This is a genomic window from Vibrio sp. S457-15, from assembly GCF_000960545.1.
Lineage (GTDB): Bacteria > Pseudomonadota > Gammaproteobacteria > Enterobacterales > Vibrionaceae > Vibrio > Vibrio parahaemolyticus.
This window is the reverse complement of record NZ_JYOQ01000005.1, coordinates 90,466-107,096: the sequence shown is the minus strand read 5'-3', so window position 1 is coordinate 107,096 and position 16,631 is coordinate 90,466. Positions and strand designations below refer to the sequence as shown.

The 16,631-nt window shown below is 46.6% G+C and carries 13 protein-coding genes; 4 read left to right on the top strand and 9 right to left on the bottom strand.

What is annotated here, in order from left to right:
- Positions 1-9: 9 nt before the first annotated feature.
- Both UF05_RS00730 and cls read right to left on the bottom strand, forming a co-directional pair.
- On the bottom strand, positions 10-1,218 hold the full coding sequence (locus UF05_RS00730) for a cystathionine beta-lyase (RefSeq protein WP_029845783.1): 1,209 nt from the start codon (positions 1,216-1,218) through the stop codon (positions 10-12).
- Positions 1,219-1,471: 253 nt separating this feature from the next.
- Positions 1,472-2,926 (bottom strand): cardiolipin synthase, encoded by a 1,455-nt coding sequence (gene cls / locus UF05_RS00725; protein ID WP_005462347.1) that lies wholly within the window; start codon positions 2,924-2,926, stop codon positions 1,472-1,474.
- A gap of 371 nt (positions 2,927-3,297) precedes the next feature.
- On the opposite strand from cls, the gene UF05_RS00720 reads away from it, so the two are divergent.
- The 4 genes from UF05_RS00720 (at position 3,298) to UF05_RS00705 (ending at position 8,290) form a co-directional block, all read left to right on the top strand.
- Positions 3,298-4,728, top strand: coding sequence for a sodium-dependent transporter (locus UF05_RS00720; RefSeq protein WP_005462328.1), 1,431 nt, complete (start codon positions 3,298-3,300; stop codon positions 4,726-4,728).
- A gap of 242 nt (positions 4,729-4,970) precedes the next feature.
- On the top strand, positions 4,971-6,584 hold the full coding sequence (locus UF05_RS00715; protein ID WP_025632277.1) for a methyl-accepting chemotaxis protein: 1,614 nt from the start codon (positions 4,971-4,973) through the stop codon (positions 6,582-6,584).
- Between the two features lie 49 nt (positions 6,585-6,633).
- Positions 6,634-7,326 carry a TIGR01621 family pseudouridine synthase gene (locus tag UF05_RS00710; protein WP_025551686.1) on the top strand — a complete coding sequence of 231 codons (693 nt, stop codon included), beginning with the start codon at positions 6,634-6,636 and terminating at the stop codon, positions 7,324-7,326.
- A 31-nt stretch (positions 7,327-7,357) separates the two neighbouring features.
- Entirely contained in the window at positions 7,358-8,290 is a 933-nt protein-coding gene (locus UF05_RS00705; protein WP_025632276.1) for a class I SAM-dependent methyltransferase, read from the top strand.
- Positions 8,291-8,381: 91 nt separating this feature from the next.
- On the opposite strand, the gene UF05_RS00700 is transcribed toward UF05_RS00705, so the two are convergent.
- The 7 genes from UF05_RS00700 to UF05_RS00670 form a co-directional block, all read right to left on the bottom strand.
- Positions 8,382-9,437: a hybrid-cluster NAD(P)-dependent oxidoreductase gene (locus UF05_RS00700; protein ID WP_045546125.1), complete on the bottom strand. Its 1,056-nt coding sequence runs from the start codon at positions 9,435-9,437 to the stop codon at positions 8,382-8,384.
- An 81-nt stretch (positions 9,438-9,518) separates the two neighbouring features.
- The gene (gene hcp / locus UF05_RS00695; protein WP_045546124.1) at positions 9,519-11,180 is read right to left on the bottom strand and encodes a hydroxylamine reductase; all 1,662 of its coding nucleotides are present in this window, start codon (positions 11,178-11,180) and stop codon (positions 9,519-9,521) included.
- A gap of 173 nt (positions 11,181-11,353) precedes the next feature.
- On the bottom strand, positions 11,354-12,883 hold the full coding sequence (gene norR, locus UF05_RS00690; protein ID WP_045546123.1) for a nitric oxide reductase transcriptional regulator NorR: 1,530 nt from the start codon (positions 12,881-12,883) through the stop codon (positions 11,354-11,356).
- Positions 12,884-13,095: 212 nt separating this feature from the next.
- Positions 13,096-13,575, bottom strand: coding sequence for a glycine zipper 2TM domain-containing protein (locus UF05_RS00685; protein ID WP_005462302.1), 480 nt, complete (start codon positions 13,573-13,575; stop codon positions 13,096-13,098).
- Positions 13,576-13,699: 124 nt separating this feature from the next.
- On the bottom strand, positions 13,700-14,311 hold the full coding sequence (locus UF05_RS00680) for a CDP-alcohol phosphatidyltransferase family protein (RefSeq protein ID WP_045546122.1): 612 nt from the start codon (positions 14,309-14,311) through the stop codon (positions 13,700-13,702).
- Positions 14,304-14,951, bottom strand: coding sequence for an ATP-binding cassette domain-containing protein (locus tag UF05_RS00675; protein WP_020840412.1), 648 nt, complete (start codon positions 14,949-14,951; stop codon positions 14,304-14,306). Before UF05_RS00675 ends, UF05_RS00680 begins: the two co-directional genes overlap by 8 nt.
- A complete protein-coding gene (locus tag UF05_RS00670) occupies positions 14,917-16,626 on the bottom strand; it encodes an ABC transporter permease (protein WP_045546121.1) in 1,710 nt (569 codons plus the stop codon). The genes UF05_RS00675 and UF05_RS00670 overlap by 35 nt, the downstream gene beginning before the upstream one ends.
- Between the last annotated feature and the right edge of the window lie 5 nt (positions 16,627-16,631).

The following is a 16,631-nucleotide window of genomic DNA, read 5'->3' as shown; positions in this document are numbered from 1 at the left end:
TAACATGAGTTATTTCAGAGAGACTTCTTTTTCAAGCATTAGGGCGTTGTATCGAGCAAATCCGGCTTCTAAATCGGCGATTAAGTCTTCAACATCTTCCAAGCCCACATGAATACGAATCAGAGTGCCTTCAAAGTTCGGATTGGCGACCGTGCGTAAGCTGTTAAAGCTGCGAGGTTCGTTAGCCAAAATCAAACTCTCATAACCACCCCAAGAGTAACCCATGCTGAAGTGTTTCATGCCATCAAGCAAAGCTGTGGTCGCTTTTGGATACGAGGTTTTCAGCACAAATGAGAACAAGCCATTGCCGCCAGTAAAATCACGCTCAAAGAACTCATGACCAGGGCAAGTCTCTAGGGCAGGGTGACGAACATGATCCACTTCAGGGCGGCTTGCCAACCACTGTGCGACTTTCAAACTGTTTTCAGCGTGCTGGCGTAAGCGAACATCCAAAGTGCGAATGCCACGTAGGCCAAGGTAAGCGTCATCAGGAGAAACGCATTGACCCATCAGGTAGCTTTGTTCGCGAAGCTGGTCCCAGTATTTCTCAGACGCTACTGCGGTGCCGAGCATGACGTCAGAGTGTCCAACGATGTACTTTGTCGCCGCTTGAATAGAAATGTCCACGCCATGCTCGAAAGGTGAGAAGTTCACGCCTGCGCCCCACGTGTTATCGAGCATCACAATGATATCGTGCTCGTGAGCGATGCGCGCCATGGTTGGAACGTCTTGAACTTCCATCGTGATTGACCCCGGCGATTCAAGAAACAGTATTTTGGTGTTTGGTTGAATCAAATCACGAATGTTTTCGCCGATCATCGGATCGTAGTAAGTGGTTTCTACGCCCATCTTTTTCATGATCACGTTGCAGAAATCACGTGTTGGTTCGTAACACGTATCAACCATCAAAATATGGTCGCCAGCTTCAACGAAAGAAAGGATCGCGTTAGAAATAGCTGCCGTTCCGCAAGGGTAAAGAGCACAACCCGCACCGCCTTCGATCTCGACCATTGCATCTTGAAAAGCAAAGTGAGTGTTAGTGCCACGACGTCCGTAAAACAGCGTTTTGTTTGCGCGGTTTATTGCGGCTTGGTTTTTCTCTGCAACAGTATTAAACACGACAGTAGAAGCGCGTTGTACTGGTGGGTTTACCACGCCGTTGGTCCACTTCTTATCGCGGCCTGCGGTAATGAGTTTGGTCTTTTTGCCCTCTGACATAAATATTCCCTGTCTTAAATATTACAATTTGGATTATTTAAAACATGGACGACATAGGGTTTGCAAGGGAAAAGTCACATATCAACCAATAACCGTTTGGATTGAACGTTTAGAGCGCCGTGTGGTAGCGATGATTACATGAGACGTATTGGGGAAAGCACAGAATAGTCGATGCGAAAAGTAAGACGCAGATAAAATAAACCTCCAGCAAGGACTCTCATTACTGGAGGTTTGAACTGAAATGGTCACTGATTTAGAGCAATGGGTTGAAGAGGTAGAACACACGCTCAAGGAAACGAGAATAAAGGCTACGTTTTTCCCACTCGTCCAAAACGACAGGATGAGATTGCTTGATATAACCATCTTGCAACCATGACAATTGCTTAGTGAACTCTTCATCGTCGACAGCCAGAGTGACTTCAAAGTTCAGCCACAGGCTGCGCATGTCCATATTCACCGTACCCACCAAACAGAACTGGTCGTCGATAACGACCGATTTGGTGTGCAGCAAGCCACCATAGAACTCGTAAATTTTCACGCCAGCGGCCAAAAGCTCGCTGTAGAAAGCGCGCGATGCCCACTGAACCATAAGTGAGTCATTTTTGTGCGGTATGATCAGCTCAACATCAATACCGCGCTGCGCCGTCATTTTTAACGTCTCAAGCAAGTCGGTATTAGGTACAAAATACGGTGTTGTGATTCGTACCGAACGATTGGCTTGGTTAATTGCCAAAGTAAGCACTTGATAAATCAAATACTCTGGCATGCCGGGGCCAGATGGAACGACCTGAATCGGATGTTGGTATTTGCTGTTGTCAATTTTGCACTCTGGCAACTTCGGCAGATAACGTTCGCCCGTTTCTACTTCCCAGTCCCAGCAGTGAATCGCACTCAGCACGTTTACGGTTGGCCCTGTAACTCGCACCATGATATCGATCCAACGCCCAACGCCGCTGCTCTGTTTAAAGTATGCAGGATCGACAAGGTTCATTGATCCTGTATAGGCGATTTCATCATCAATGACGATGATTTTACGGTGCTGGCGAAGATCAAGACGACGTAAGAACATACGCCACATCTTCACTTCGAGCGCCTGAATAACCTCGATACCCGAATCTTTCATCATTTTGTACCAAGGACTTCTGAAGAAGCGTGGGCTACCCGCAGAGTCCAATAACAGCTTCACATCCACACCACGTTTAGATGCTTGGATAAGAGCGGATGCTACCGAATCGGCCAAGCCGCCTGGGTGCCAAATGTAGAACACCATTCGAATGCTCGTTTTGGCATTCTCGATGTCTTCGATGATGGAGTGCAGAATTTCATCAGGAGATTGTTGCAAGGACAGAGTATTCCCGCTCAGAGCAGGTAGCCCAAGACGGTTGTTACACAGTTCATCGATGCGGTAGATATGGCGACCCATGGTTTCAGGCATGTGCGCGTGGCAATCATTGAGTTGACTAAACCACTTGGCAAAAGGGGTAAACATCTCTTTTGCTCGTTCAGCTCGTTTTCTGCCTAAGTTCAGCTCACCAAATAGGAAATAGCACGCGACGCCAAGCACGGGAAGGATATAGATGATCATTAGCCAAGCTAAAGACACGCTCACCGCACGACGCTTCAAAACAACGCGTAAAGTAACACCAGCAACTAAGAACCAATACAGTCCAATGCCAGTAAGAGTAAGAAAATGATAGAACTTGTCCATATACGCTCAAAGTAATATGCCCATCTAGGATATTAAGCATAAAAGTGGGTTGGGGGAACAGATTTCCCAATGAGAAGTGGGATTGACCCTACATGAGGAACAAATTTCATAACAGGTGATTCTGTTATTTTAATGTGAAAAATAAGGCTATTCTTTAACTTTTGAACAAAAAAGCAGCATTTAACGTGCGTAATACTACACTTGTGCGATAAATGTACTTTTTGGGGTTCCAATTCTAATGGGGAACTGCTTTACTTGCTATACATAGAGCGTCGAACAAACTTCTTATAAGTGTATATAAATATTTACACAAACATTTTAGACGCCTATCTCTATGCATACACAACACAACAAATCTTTGGAGAATAAGCGTGGCTACAACTAATACAGCAGCACCACGTGATACGTGGGGGTCTAAATTAGGCTTCGTAATGGCAGCAGCGGGTTCCGCTGTTGGTTTGGGTAACATCTGGAAGTTCCCGTACACAGCAGGTGAGAGTGGCGGCGGTGCGTTCGTTGCGATCTACCTCTTCTTTGTTATTTTTATCGGCTTTAGCGTCATGCTTACTGAGTTCGCTATTGGTCGTAAGACAGGTCTATCAGCCGTAGGCGCATTTAAATCCACTGACCGACGCTGGACGTTCACCGGCGTAATTGGTGTATTTAGTGGGCTACTTATCATGGGTTTTTACCCTGTCGTAGGTGGTTGGGCGTTAGCTTACATTTTTAAAGTCGGTGGTGGTCTATTAAGCACGCCAGAGGCAATCGGTGACAGCTTTGGTGGTTTCATTTCTGATCCGCTACAACCGCTGTTCTGGATGGGTGTGTACCTTTTCCTTAACGTACTGATCGTAATGAAAGGTATTTCTGGCGGTATCGAAAAAGCAGGTAAAGTTCTTATGCCGCTGCTGTTCATCATCTTGATCATCGTATCGGTGAAAGGCTTGATGCTTCCAGGTGCGATGGCAGGTCTTGAGTTCTTGTTCATGCCAGACTTCTCAAAAGTGGACAGTAACGTGGTACTTGCAGCATTAGGTCAGGCGTTCTTCTCATTGAGTCTTGGTATGGGTTGTATGATGACTTATGGCTCTTACTTGAAGAAGAAAGAAAACCTCGTTCAAACAACAGGCATGGTTACGGCAATGGATACCGGCGTAGCGATCCTTGCTGGTGTCGCGATGTTCCCTGCAATGTTTGCTTTCGGCATGGAGCCAGCAGCAGGTCCGGGTCTGGTGTTCGTCGTTGTTCCTCAATTGTTCGCGGAAATGGGCGGTGTGATTGGTTTGCTACTTGCGCTTCTGTTCTTCATCGGATTAACGGTAGCGGCGCTTACCTCTTCGGTTTCATTGTTAGAAGTAGTGGTTTCTTATCTTATCGATGAGAAAGGCATGAAACGTTCTAACGCAGTAGTTTCAGCAAGTGTCGTGATGGCATCACTTTGTGTCTTTGCATCGCTTTCGCTAGGCGGTATGGGACCAACGCTATTTGGTACTGGCGCATTCGATATCTTCGACCTACTGACAGATAAAATCTTCCTAGCGGTTGGGGGTATGTTGGTATGTATCTTTGCTGGCTGGCGCTTAAACCGTGCAGAGCTTGAAAAAGAAATCACGAATGATGGCGAAGTATCATTCCCACTATTTGGCTTATGGTACAACCTCGTTAAATACGTCATTCCGGTAGCGATTGCTATTGTTGCCTTCATGGGCATTAAGTCTGGCTTCGATAGCGGCAAAGGCGAAATCATGGTTTTAGGTATCGCGATTATTGGTTTTGCAGGATTACTTTCGAAGAAACTGTAAACGGCTTAAAAAGATAAAGAAAAGCGGGGGCTTAGTAAGGCTCCCGCTTTTTTTGTGTCTGTAGGATAAGACTGACATTTTTAGATTAATTGTGTCTTTTTATAAAACTTTAATTGCAATGTGATTTTTGTCACATAAAATGCGCAACCACTGCAAAGGGGTGTCTATCGTCCCGAAATAATTCATGTGCAGATTGATACAGCAATGTCTGCACAGAACATAATTTATAAGGAACCTTGTCAGTGAAAATGTCAGTTCGTAAAAAGTTATATGCGAGCTTTGGTGCCATTTTGGCAACAATGTTGGTGATGATCGCGATTATTACGTTTGAAGTGATTAATTCACATAAAGTGGCACAAGAAGTCAGAACAGACGACGTCCCAGAGACCATCGGATACATGGCTTTGATCGATGAAGCTGGGGATATTTATCGAGATGCTGTCGGTATGATCATCAATACCAGTGGTGCACAACGTGAATATCAATCGAACAAGAAAGAGTTTGCCTCTGCGTTGGCTGATGTAAAACGTCTTGAAACCGCTGGTGGAGAAGACTATCGCAATATCGAAAAAATTGAGCAGCTTATGGCGAATTTTACGTCGAGCTTTGAGAGCCAAATTCAGCCGAATATTGGGCATCGCAGTTTAGAAGAAAACGTTGAGCAAGTCCGTCAGTTGTACGAGGTGAATCTAGCCCCAATTGAAGACATGCTCAATGCGGCAACGGCAGAAGGCCGCCAAAGCACACATGATGCGCTTCTCCAATTGACCGATTCATTCAACGATATTGAGAACACCATTTACGCGCTAGGTACGCTTGCGGCGATCGCAACAATGTTCATTGCATACTTGTTGTCTAATTCAATCACAGGGCGTTTGACCGCACTGGATACTTTGGCACAACGCGTGGCGGAAGGCGATTTGACAGCTTCTCCTATCAAAGACGAATCGGGTGATGAGCTTTCTAACTTAGCGACCTCTTTAAATAAAATGCAGGCATCTCTAACGGGGTTGATCGGCTCTATTTCAGTCGTGTCTGAAGAAGTTAAGTCGGTCACGAGTGAGCTGTCTGTTGTTAGCCAAGACATTGTTTCTGGTGCGAGTAGCCAAGCCGACAAAGCGAACCTCATCGCAACGGCAGCAGAAGAGCTGAGTTTGACCATTTCACAAGTGGCGGAACAAGGTGCGTCTACGTTTGAAGAAGCTCGTAAGTCAGAAGCCACAGCCGAGCAAGGCCGTACTGTCATTGTTGAAATGGTAGAGAGCATTCAACAGGTATCGAAGCAAATGGCGGACATGTCGGTTCAGATGAATCACCTTGGTGCTCATGGCGAGAAAATTGGCGCAGTCATTAAAGTGATTGAAGACATCGCAGAGCAAACTAACTTGCTTGCGTTAAACGCGGCAATTGAAGCTGCACGTGCGGGTGAGTTTGGTCGCGGGTTTGCGGTTGTGGCTGATGAAGTCCGTGCACTTGCCGAGCGTACGACGAAAGCAACACAAGAAGTAGGCGAGATTATCCAAGCGATTCAAGTTGGCACGCAAGAAGCCGTGACTTACACCGAAGATGGTTGCCGTTTGGTGGAAATTGGTGTTAGCCAAAGCTCGGGAGCGGTGGAATCATTGGAAGAAATCGTTGCTGGTGCAGGGCACGTGCAAAGCATGGTGAACTCTATTGCAACCGCCGCCGAAGAGCAAACTGCGGTGACAAAAGAAATTGCCGCAGATATTACGTCGATCAGCGACATTTCGGTTCGCTCACTGCAACTAGCGAATGACAGCTCACAAAGCGTAGAAGGTTTGAACCGCAAGGTACACGAGTTGGAAACACTAGTGGGTAAGTTTAAGCTCGCCTAATCAATCAGAATCGGTATACTTCTGGCTCCAAACGTGGAGCCAGTTTTTTATGTTCGATATTCTACATACCCATCCCGATTTTCTGATCATCAATAAACATCCCAACGTCTCTGTTCATAAAGACGATGGCGACACAATGCTGTTGCAAGAAGTGGCTAAGCAGAGTGGTGATGAGCAGCTCTATCTTATCCATCGCTTGGATAAAATGACATCGGGTATTCTGCTCCTCGGACGCAACGCTAAAGCGGCCAGTGCGTTATCGCAAGCCTTCGCAGACCGCCAAGTGGAAAAGTTTTATCTGGCGATTGGCTCTAAAAAGCCGAAAAAGAAACAAGGTTTGGTCGTTGGTGATATGGAGCGTTCGCGCCGTTCATCATGGAAGCTGGTCAACAGCAAAAATAACCCAGCCGTCACCCAGTTTTTCTCTCTTGCGGCAGAGCCCGGAGAGCGCCTATTTTTATGTAAGCCACACACTGGTAAAACGCATCAAATCCGCGTGGCATTAAAATCGGTTGGCTCAGGTATTGTTGGCGACCCGATTTACAATGCAGGCAATGAGGCTGATCGCGGTTACCTGCATGCACTTTCACTTTGCTTCCAATACCGAGATGAGCAATATCGTTTTGTTTGCGACCCACGAGAATACCAAGTGCTGGGTAACAAATGGCACAGTGAAATCGTCTCTCAGGGTTTGGATACTTGGCTTTCCCCTTGGGAACTGAACTGGCCTACGATCAAATAACCGTCACAAAGAAAACTAATAAGAGAACTCGATGCAAGCATCACAACTTCCGCTGTTTTTTCAGCATCTAGAAACCGAGCTCGCGCAAGCTCCGAATGAAATTCGTCGACTGTTTCATGGTCGTGGCCGTCGTTTTGAAGGCCTAGAGCAAATCACTTGTGACTGGTTACAAGGTCAGTTGATCATCAACTTGTTTAAAGAAGTCGACGACGCGTTTCTCGCCGAGCTGAAAAGCGGCCTTAATGCGTTGGCACAATTACAACTGTGGGCAGATAAGCAAGGTCGCACTATGGTTCTTCAGCACCGTTATGCCGATGGTGCGCCTTCAGAAGTGCTTGTTGGTGAATTAGACGCTCGCCCTGTCGTTGAAGAAAGCGGTTTGAAATACCAATTGGATATTGGCCGCAACCAAAACTTCGGTCTGTTTTTGGACATGCGCTACGGTCGTGATTGGGTTCGCGAAAATGCGAAGCATAAAAACGTGCTCAACTTGTTTGCTTACACGTGTGGCTTTTCTGTCGCTGCCATTGCGGGTGGCGCAGATAAAGTGGTTAACGTCGACATGGCAAAAGCGTCGCTGTCTAAAGGTCGTGAGAACCACAAGCTAAATGGTCATAACATCAACCAGGTAAGCTTTATGGGGCACGATATCTTTAAATCGTGGGGTAAGATTAAAAAATCTGGTCAGTATGACTTGATTATCATCGATCCGCCTTCATTCCAGAAAGGCAGCTTTGCGCTGACTAAAGATTACAAAAAGATTCTACGTCGGTTGCCAGATTTGTTGGCAGAAGGCGGTCAAGTGATGGCATGTGTGAACTCGCCATCTGTGACAAGCGACTTCTTGATTGAAAACATGAAAGAAGAAGCGCCAGAGTTGACATTCCGTGAGCGTCTGGATAACCCACCAGAGTTTATGGACGTAGACAGCGAAGCTGCATTGAAAGTGTTGTTATTTAGCTAAAAGACTTTTGTTGCAACAGAAGTAACATCAAAAAAAAGCGCCGCGAAACATCTAAACAGACGTATCGCGGCGCTTTTTTGTATTTGGAAAACTAACCAATCTGCAGTTCAAGATCTGCTTCAATGGTTGATGAGCAGGCGAGCACATAGCCTTGTTCAATTTCTTCTTGCGTCAATGTTTCTAGGCTGGTGGAAGAGACGCTGCCTTGACGAACCTTGCATTTGCACGAGCCACAAATGCCGCTACGACAAGCGACGATTAATGGTAAACCTGCGCCTTCAAGCACATCGGCCAGTACCTGACCTCTTTGCGCATCGATGGTTTGAGCAAAGTCAGGAACAGAAACACGAACAACTTCATCGGAGACCGATGTTTCTGCGCCAGTCGCTGGCGTAAAACTCTCTTGGTAGAAGTTCGTCATGTCAAAACCAAGGTCATTCAAATAGCCGTGAACATCTTGCATGAACTGACTTGGACCACACAGGTAAACGGTGCGTTGCTTGAAATCAGGAACAAGCTCTTTAAGCCAGTCGGCATTCAAACGACCTTGTGGGTGTGACGTTCCTTCGCGGTTTTTCAGCAACAGCTTTAAATGGAAGTTGGGATACACAGCGTCGAACGTTTCTAGCTGATCGTAGTAAATCGTCTCTTCTGGGCTGCGTGCGATATGAAGAAATGCGATGTCCACATCGTTGTCGTTTTCATCTTGCTCACTCAGCCAGTGTTTTGCCATCGAAAATACGGGCGTGACGCCGCAACCTGCACTGATAAGCAAGGCTTTTGTTTCGCCATCACGTAAAACGGGTGGGTGGTCAATGCAGTTAAATTCGCCCGCTGGTGGTAATGCTTGAACGGTATCACCGAGCAGCAGCGAGTCAACGATGTAGTTCGATACTTTACCGCCTACTACTCGTTTGATGGTGAGTTGAAGGTGATCGTCTTCATTGATCGAGCTGATTGAATAGGCACGAAACTCCATTTTTCCATCAATTTCGACGCCCAAGTTAATAAACTGGCCAGGCTTAAACTGAAACAGAAGTGATTCGGTTAGTTCGGCCAATTTGATGCTGACTGTGTCGTGTGTTTCGAAGTATTTGTCGATGCAACGGAGTGTGACGGGTTGGTTACCTTGCCATTCAAAAAACATAACAATCTCTTTGGTTGTGGCTATTCTTAGTTCGAAATAGATAGCGCCTCCACGTAAGGAGGCGCGTAACAAGCAGGTTTATTAGGCTGCTAGGATGGCTTTTAGATCATCCTGAACATTGCCAATACTGCGCATATCGAACTTCTCTTGGATGATGGCGATTAGGTTTGGCGTAAGGAATGCCGGTGCAGTAGGGCCTGTGTAAATGCCTTTCACGCCCAATGCAAATAGCGTTAGCAAGATAACGATCGCTTTTTGCTCGAACCAAGAAAGTACAAGCGTGAGTGGCAGTTCATTGATGTCACAGTTAAACTCTTTCGCCAGTGCAAGTGCAAGCTGGATTGCAGAGTAAGCATCGTTACATTGGCCCACATCCAATAGGCGAGGGATACCGTTGATATCGCCGAACGTATTCTTGTTGAAGCGGAACTTACCACACGCCAAGGTCAGGATTAGCGTGTCTTCTGGCGCTTCAGCCGTAAAATCGGTGTAGTAGCTGCGTTCCGCTTTATCACCATCACAACCGCCGACTAGGAAGAAGTGTTTGATGTTGCCTTGCTTCACTTGGTCGATAACCGCAGGGGCGGCGTTCATCAGTGCATTGCGACCAAAACCAACCGTGATGTGGTGTTCGATTTCATCGTGTTGGAAACCGTCTTGCGCTAGAGCACATTCAATCACTTGGCTAAAATCATCGCCTTCGATGTGAGCCACTCCAGGCCAGCCAACAATACTACGCGTGAATAAACGGTCTGCGTATTGACCCACATTTGGATTCAACAAGCAGTTTGACGTCATTACGATTGCGCCAGGGAAGTTTGCGAATTCTTTCTGTTGATTTTGCCATGCGCTGCCGTAGTTGCCGACAAGATGAGGGTATTTCTTCAGCTCAGGGTAGCCGTGTGCAGGCAGCATTTCACCGTTGGTATAAACGTTAATGCCTTTGCCTTCAGTCTGTTGCAGGATTTTTTCTAGGTCATGCAAATCATGGCCAGAAACAAGAATACATTTGCCTTTTACTGGCTTGACGTTCACCGTGGTTGGTTCTGGATGACCGAAGGTCATTGTTTCACCTTGGTCGAGCATTTCCATCACTTTGTAGTTCATCAGGCCAATGCGCATTGAGCAATCAAGTAGTTCGCCGAGATCTTCAGGATCTGTGCCCAACCACGCCATGATTTCATGGTATTCGGCATAGATATCGTTGTTGGTTTGCTCAAGAACACGTGCGTGCTCCATGTACGCGGCTGCACCTTTAAGGCCGTATAGGCAAAGTAGGCGTAGGCCAATAACATCTTCATGTACTTGGTCTTTACCACGGTTAACCGCGACTTGCGGAGCAAAAGCTAAGATTGCTTCTGCGCTGTTTGGTAGCTCAAAGTGAGCAACCGCAGGAATGTCAGCGACTTCGGTATCGGCAAGCGTTGCTGCCGACATCACTTGCTCTTTTAGCAATGCTTTGTACGTTGCTGCTTGAGAAGTCAGCTCTAGGACACGTTCAGGGTCGAAGTTTACGTTCGTCAATGTAGAGAAAAATGCTTTTGGTGCCCATTGGTTGATTTCATCGTTAATGATGTTGAATTCAAGTGCTTTTGATGCCCAAAAAGAAACCCCTTGCAGTGTGTAAACCAACACGTCTTGTAGGTCTGATACTTCAGAAGTTTTGCCACACATGCCTTGTGCAAAAGAACAACCTTTAACAGCAGGGGTTTGAATTGTCTGTTCACATTGAATACAGAACATATTGGGTTCTCCAGTGATTGTTTAATAGTCGTGATGTTGACCACTAGAGAGCAGAATGCGTGCCAATTGTTATCTTGTTGATTTTTAATGGCTTTGTTTGTTTTTAATAGGGCGGGTGATGTAATTAAGACAACGCAAACGATGTCTTAATTACATCGGATTCCTGTGGTTGGTTATTTATTGATCCCGAGCTTTTTACCCATTCGATATAAGTTACCGCGATCCATTTGTAAAAACTCCGCCGCTTTTGCCCAAACGCCACCAGTTTGGCTTAAAGCATGTTCAATTAAATCACGTTGATAGCTTTCTATCAGTTCTCGCATTGGTTGACTTTTTTTGGGCAGATAATGTGATGTGTTTTTTACATCATCGAGAGCCAATGAGGTGTCGAAATGGTTAAGCATGATCGTGCTTGCGCCTTGTTGAATGGCGTGCAAAGCCGCGCGAGTTAACGTATGTTCGAGCTCGCGCACGTTTCCGTACCAAGGTAAAGATTCCAATTGAGTCAACACTTTAGGGTGAACGTGCAGATTGGGTGCATTGAATTGTTGGCGTACTTTTTCCAACAAATATCCTGCTAAAACGGGAATATCCCCGTCACGGGCACGCAGTGGGGGGACTTGGATTGGGAACACGTTTAAACGGTGGAAAAGGTCTGCTCGAAACGTGCCAGCTTCGACCTCTTTTTCTAATTGTCGATTGGTCGCGGCGATGATGCGCACATTGACCATCAAATGCTGATCGCTACCTACACGTTGCAGCTCACCTTGCTGAATTACGCGCAGCAATTTTGCTTGCAAAATCAAAGGCAGTTCGCCCACTTCATCAAGGAAAATCGTTCCACCGTCTGCCAGTTCAAACTTACCGGCACGGTGGCTATTAGCACCTGTAAATGCGCCTTTGACATGGCCAAACAGTTCACTCTCAGCCAGACCTTCAGGCAGGGCCGCACAGTTGACGTAAATCATCGGCTTATCGCTACGATGAGATTGCGCGTGTACCGAGTGCGCGACCAGTTCTTTACCCGTACCGGTCTCTCCTGTGATAAGTACCGCGTAATCTGATTGAGCAACGGTCGCAATGTTGTTTCGTAACTGGTTAATCTGCGGACTCAAACCCACCATTTCGCCATGTTGAGAACGGGCTTGCTGGATAAGGGTTTGAGTGACGCTTTTTTGCTTCTGGTTTTGCGCTTTGAGTGCTTTTAATTGAGCGATGTTACGCAGCGTCGCAGCGGTCAAAGCCGCAAAGGTTTCGATAGCGACAGGGTCAATGTCATCAAACGCGCCCACCGTTAGGGCATCCATAGTTAACGCGCCGACAAGTTGTCCTTCCACATACAAGCTAAAGCCCATGCAATCGTGAACATCAATACACTGGTCTTCGGTTAACAACGTGCCGTCAAAAGGATCGGGCAGTGAACAATCGGCATCGAAACGCACCGGTTCACGGCTATGAATAATGGCATCTAAGCGTGGATGTGCTTTGGGGAAATAGCGACGACCTAAGACCGAGCTAGATAAGCCTTTTACCGCGACAGGAGTCAAAAAACCATCCTCATCAAAGATAAACAGGCAGCTCGCATCACATGGGAATACTTGCGCGACCCCATCAATGAGGTTTTGATATTGCTGCTCGTGAGAACGATTAGAGCTGAGGTTTAGCGCGATATTAAGGAGTACGTGGTCAACAGTCGGTGTCATAACAAGCCCAAAGTTATCAGGAATGGGCTCATGCTAGCAATTTGATGTCATTTTAACATCGAAAGGTGTGGGAGATTGATGTTCCATTGACGACGATCAAACTTGATACAAGTAGAATCGCGCAAGCCGATGAGTAAGCAACGTACGCTTGCGCGGATTAAACTCTTTGAGCCAAAACAGCAGAACAATGGAACGGAGTCATCGTGTTCAAATTAGCGAGGTACAACCCTTGCGTCATTACCAGACATGTTGATTTGAACGGCTTGGCCTGGCTGGAAAATCATGTTTGGGTTTGCTTCTTGAACGACAGATATGATCTTTCCATCCTCTAAGCGAATAGTCAGGTTCACACCATTTCTTTTCGCGGTTGCTTCGGCGGCTTTACTACCTGCATAACCACCTAATAAACCACCACCAATGGCTGCGATATCCGAGCCAGAACCGCCCCCAATTTTCGAACCCAAAATGCCACCCACGGCAGCCCCTGCTATTGTACCGATGGCGTTGGATTGGGTAGAGGCATCAATGGTTACGGGTTCTACTTTTTCTATCGTGCCGTAGTAAACCTGCTGAACTTTGCGAGTGTCGGACGAGCCGTATGCATCTCCGTACGGGTTAGGTGAGCTACAGCCGCCAAGCACGATCGCACAAGTAATGGTGAGCAACATGCCTAACTTGATGTGTTTTTTCATATAGCCTCCGAATGGTTTCTCCACCCAAAGAGTATATACCTCAATTTAACATGTGCTTTGATGCTTTATAAAACAGTTACTTAGTGATGTTTTCTCTCTAGTAAACGTACATTTTCTAACCGTATTAATGGTCTTTGAGCGTATGAAACCCAGAGTAAATTCGCGTGAATGTGGTAAACCAACATGCCGCACCGAAGATGTATGCAATGACCGAAAAGTGCTGTGGCATCAGGCAAAACAACACAAAACAGCCGATGGTTTCCGTACCTTCGGTTAAACCGCTCATGTAGTAGAGAGATTTGTGTTTATACACCGGATTATCGATGCCTTGTTTTCCCGCCATGATGGCAAAAGCTAAAAAGCTGCTTCCCGTCCCGACAAAGGAAAAAATCAAAAATGCTCCTGAAATGGCATTTTGCTCTGGATTTGCCAACACAAAGCCAAAAGGAATCAGCGAATAGAACAGAAAATCCAAGCTGATATCGAGGAAACCGCCAGCATTAGTGATACCCTGAATCCTTGCAAGTGCGCCATCCAATCCATCACAGATTCGGTTAAGCAAAATAAACAGCAATGCCAACAAGTATTGTTCGGTGATCAAAGCCGGCAGAGCAAAACAGCCAAGCACAAAACCTAATACTGTCGTTTGATTTGCGGTGATACCACATTTGTCGAGGTATGTCGCACTGAGTGCCAGCGGTTTGCGGATGAGCTTTATACTTAGGCTATCAAGCATGATTTGTCTCCCACGGCCAGTTTAGACAACGGCTGCCATTGGGAATATCGTCTTCATCGTGCGTTACCATCAAAGTAGGGATGTTCGCTTGCTGCAATTGCTCGACCACCCAATTGCGAAACTGTACGCGCAGATCTTTATCTAACTTGCTGTAGGGCTCATCGAGTAGCGCAACTTTCGGCTTTGCCAACAGCATACGAGTCAAAGCAATACGGGCACGTTGTCCTCCGGAGATTTGATCTGGGAAGGATTCGGCAAGTTTGGTCAATGCAATGTTCTTCAGTGCTTGCATGGCGTGAGCTTTACGCTCTTCACCTTTGATTGAGTTTGGTAGCGCGAAGGCAAGGTTCTCCCACACCGTCAAGTGAGGGAAGAGCAAATCGTCTTGGAATAGAATACCGACCTGACGCTTATGGGCAGGGAGGGCATCCAACTTTTCGTTATCAAGCGTAATGGATCCAGAGTAGTTGAACTCGGCGGATAGGTGCCCAGCAATAGCATCCAACAAAGTGGATTTACCACAACCACTTGGTCCCATCAGAGTAACAATTTCACCTTTCTCTACGGTCATGTTGAACGTTGAAAAAAGCGTGTCGCCATTGGCTTTACGGATGGCGAGGTTTTCGAGACAAAGACTCATTCAGTAGTAAACCTTTTATAGACAAGCGGCGATACTTCACGTGTAAGCGGCTTAGTAGTATCGCAAAAGAGAAGAACAAGAAAGGCAAGAGTGCTTGCCAAATGGCGTAAATCGCGGTGACACGTCGGTCAAAACCACTGGATAGCGCAACGGCTTCGGTGGTGATGGTGCTAATGCGCCCAGCCCCTAGCACCAATGTCGGCAGGTATTGCGCCAGACTTACGCTAATCCCGACAGCCCATGCGAATGCAATCGCAGGTAGGAGGATTGGCAGTTTCACTTTTAACCAAGCTTGCATCGGTGATTTACCCAAGCTGAGTGCGACGCGAGTTAAGCCGTTATCGAAGCTGCGCCATGGACCGTCTAGCGAGAGGTAAATAAATGGGAACGCGAAGAACACGTGCGCCCAGCATACCCAAAAGAAATACGCGTTACTGTTTAAGTACAGCGTCACTACTTGCATACCGAATAGCACGGATAGCTGAGGAATCAGCATTGGGATGGCGATGATGTAACCGGGCACCTGCCAGCGATAACGAAGGCGATACTCATGTGCGATCAAGGCAAGGGCTAGAGCGACGGTCGCGCTGATAACGGCAATCAGCATGCTCTGCTCCAGCGTACCAAGAATACTGTGCCATTCGTATTCCCAAAAACGCAGGCTATAGCGGCTCGGTAGTAAATCTGGAAAGCGCCAGCGTTGAGCAAAGCTCCATACCACCATGAGTGGAATCATTAGAAGTGCAAGTAGCGCGATCAGTGAAAATAGGGTTTTACCGGGTAAACGAAACCCGTTTCGACCAGAGTACTGCCAGCGTTTGAAGCCTTTGGTAATACACCATTCCATTAAGCGTGCAAATCCAATCAAAAGGCTAGCGATAGCAAACAACACGACCGCGCCTGCGGCAGCTCTTGGTAGAAGTGATAAATCAGGATCGTTAAACCACTGCCATACCAAAACCGCAAACGTTGGTGGGTTGGTAGGGCCAATAATCAATGCAACATCAACAACCGACAAGCTGTAAGCCAATACCGCCAGCATTGGAAAGCGCAGTTTTGCTATCCATTGTGGGAATACGCATTTCCACCACGCTTGCGCCGAACTGTAGCCCATCGAATGACTGACTTTTTCAATCTTATTGACTTTCAATTGCTGAAGAATTGGAATACTCATCAACAATAAAAACGGCACTTCTTTAATCGCAAGCATGATGACCAAACCGAGTGCATGCGGGTCTTTAATTAGCAACGCTAAGTCATTCACCGTTTGCGCATTTGGATCATAACCAAACAGTTGGTTGAGAACACGAACGCCCATACCGGTTGGTGCAAACAAGAACGCAAAGCCAATTGCAAACGCGACATGCGGCATAGCGAGAAGTGGCGAGAGGCTAACTTCAATTTTTCGCCAAAACTTGCTGCCCCACGATGCTTGCAAAATCGCAAATGTGATCAAGCAAGCCAAGTAGCTACTGAAAATGGCAGAGTAGAAAGTCAGCCCGATGGATGTCCAAACACCCTCCCAATCAAAAACAGCGTTAAAGCCATCCAAAGAAAAGTGGTGCAAGCCGATAGGAGGTACATAACCGAGCGCAGAAACCACCACTCCGAGTAGTCCCGGAATGGTAGGTAAAATACAAACAGCGATAATGACTAAATATAGCGCTCTTAACATGGGCT

Bases quoted from the DNA above. Each gene is read 5' to 3' on its own strand.
- UF05_RS00730 (WP_029845783.1), bottom strand. From the start codon at position 1,218: ATGTCAGAGGGCAAAAAGACCAAACTCATTACCGCAGGCCGCGATAAG.
- cls (WP_005462347.1), bottom strand. From the start codon at position 2,926: ATGGACAAGTTCTATCATTTTCTTACTCTTACTGGCATTGGACTGTAT.
- UF05_RS00710 (WP_025551686.1), top strand. From the start codon at position 6,634: ATGTTCGATATTCTACATACCCATCCCGATTTTCTGATCATCAATAAA.
- UF05_RS00705 (WP_025632276.1), top strand. From the start codon at position 7,358: ATGCAAGCATCACAACTTCCGCTGTTTTTTCAGCATCTAGAAACCGAG.
- UF05_RS00700 (WP_045546125.1), bottom strand. From the start codon at position 9,437: ATGTTTTTTGAATGGCAAGGTAACCAACCCGTCACACTCCGTTGCATC.
- hcp (WP_045546124.1), bottom strand. From the start codon at position 11,180: ATGTTCTGTATTCAATGTGAACAGACAATTCAAACCCCTGCTGTTAAA.
- norR (WP_045546123.1), bottom strand. From the start codon at position 12,883: ATGACACCGACTGTTGACCACGTACTCCTTAATATCGCGCTAAACCTC.
- UF05_RS00685 (WP_005462302.1), bottom strand. From the start codon at position 13,575: ATGAAAAAACACATCAAGTTAGGCATGTTGCTCACCATTACTTGTGCG.
- UF05_RS00680 (WP_045546122.1), bottom strand. From the start codon at position 14,311: ATGCTTGATAGCCTAAGTATAAAGCTCATCCGCAAACCGCTGGCACTC.
- UF05_RS00675 (WP_020840412.1), bottom strand. From the start codon at position 14,951: ATGAGTCTTTGTCTCGAAAACCTCGCCATCCGTAAAGCCAATGGCGAC.
- UF05_RS00670 (WP_045546121.1), bottom strand. From the start codon at position 16,626: ATGTTAAGAGCGCTATATTTAGTCATTATCGCTGTTTGTATTTTACCT.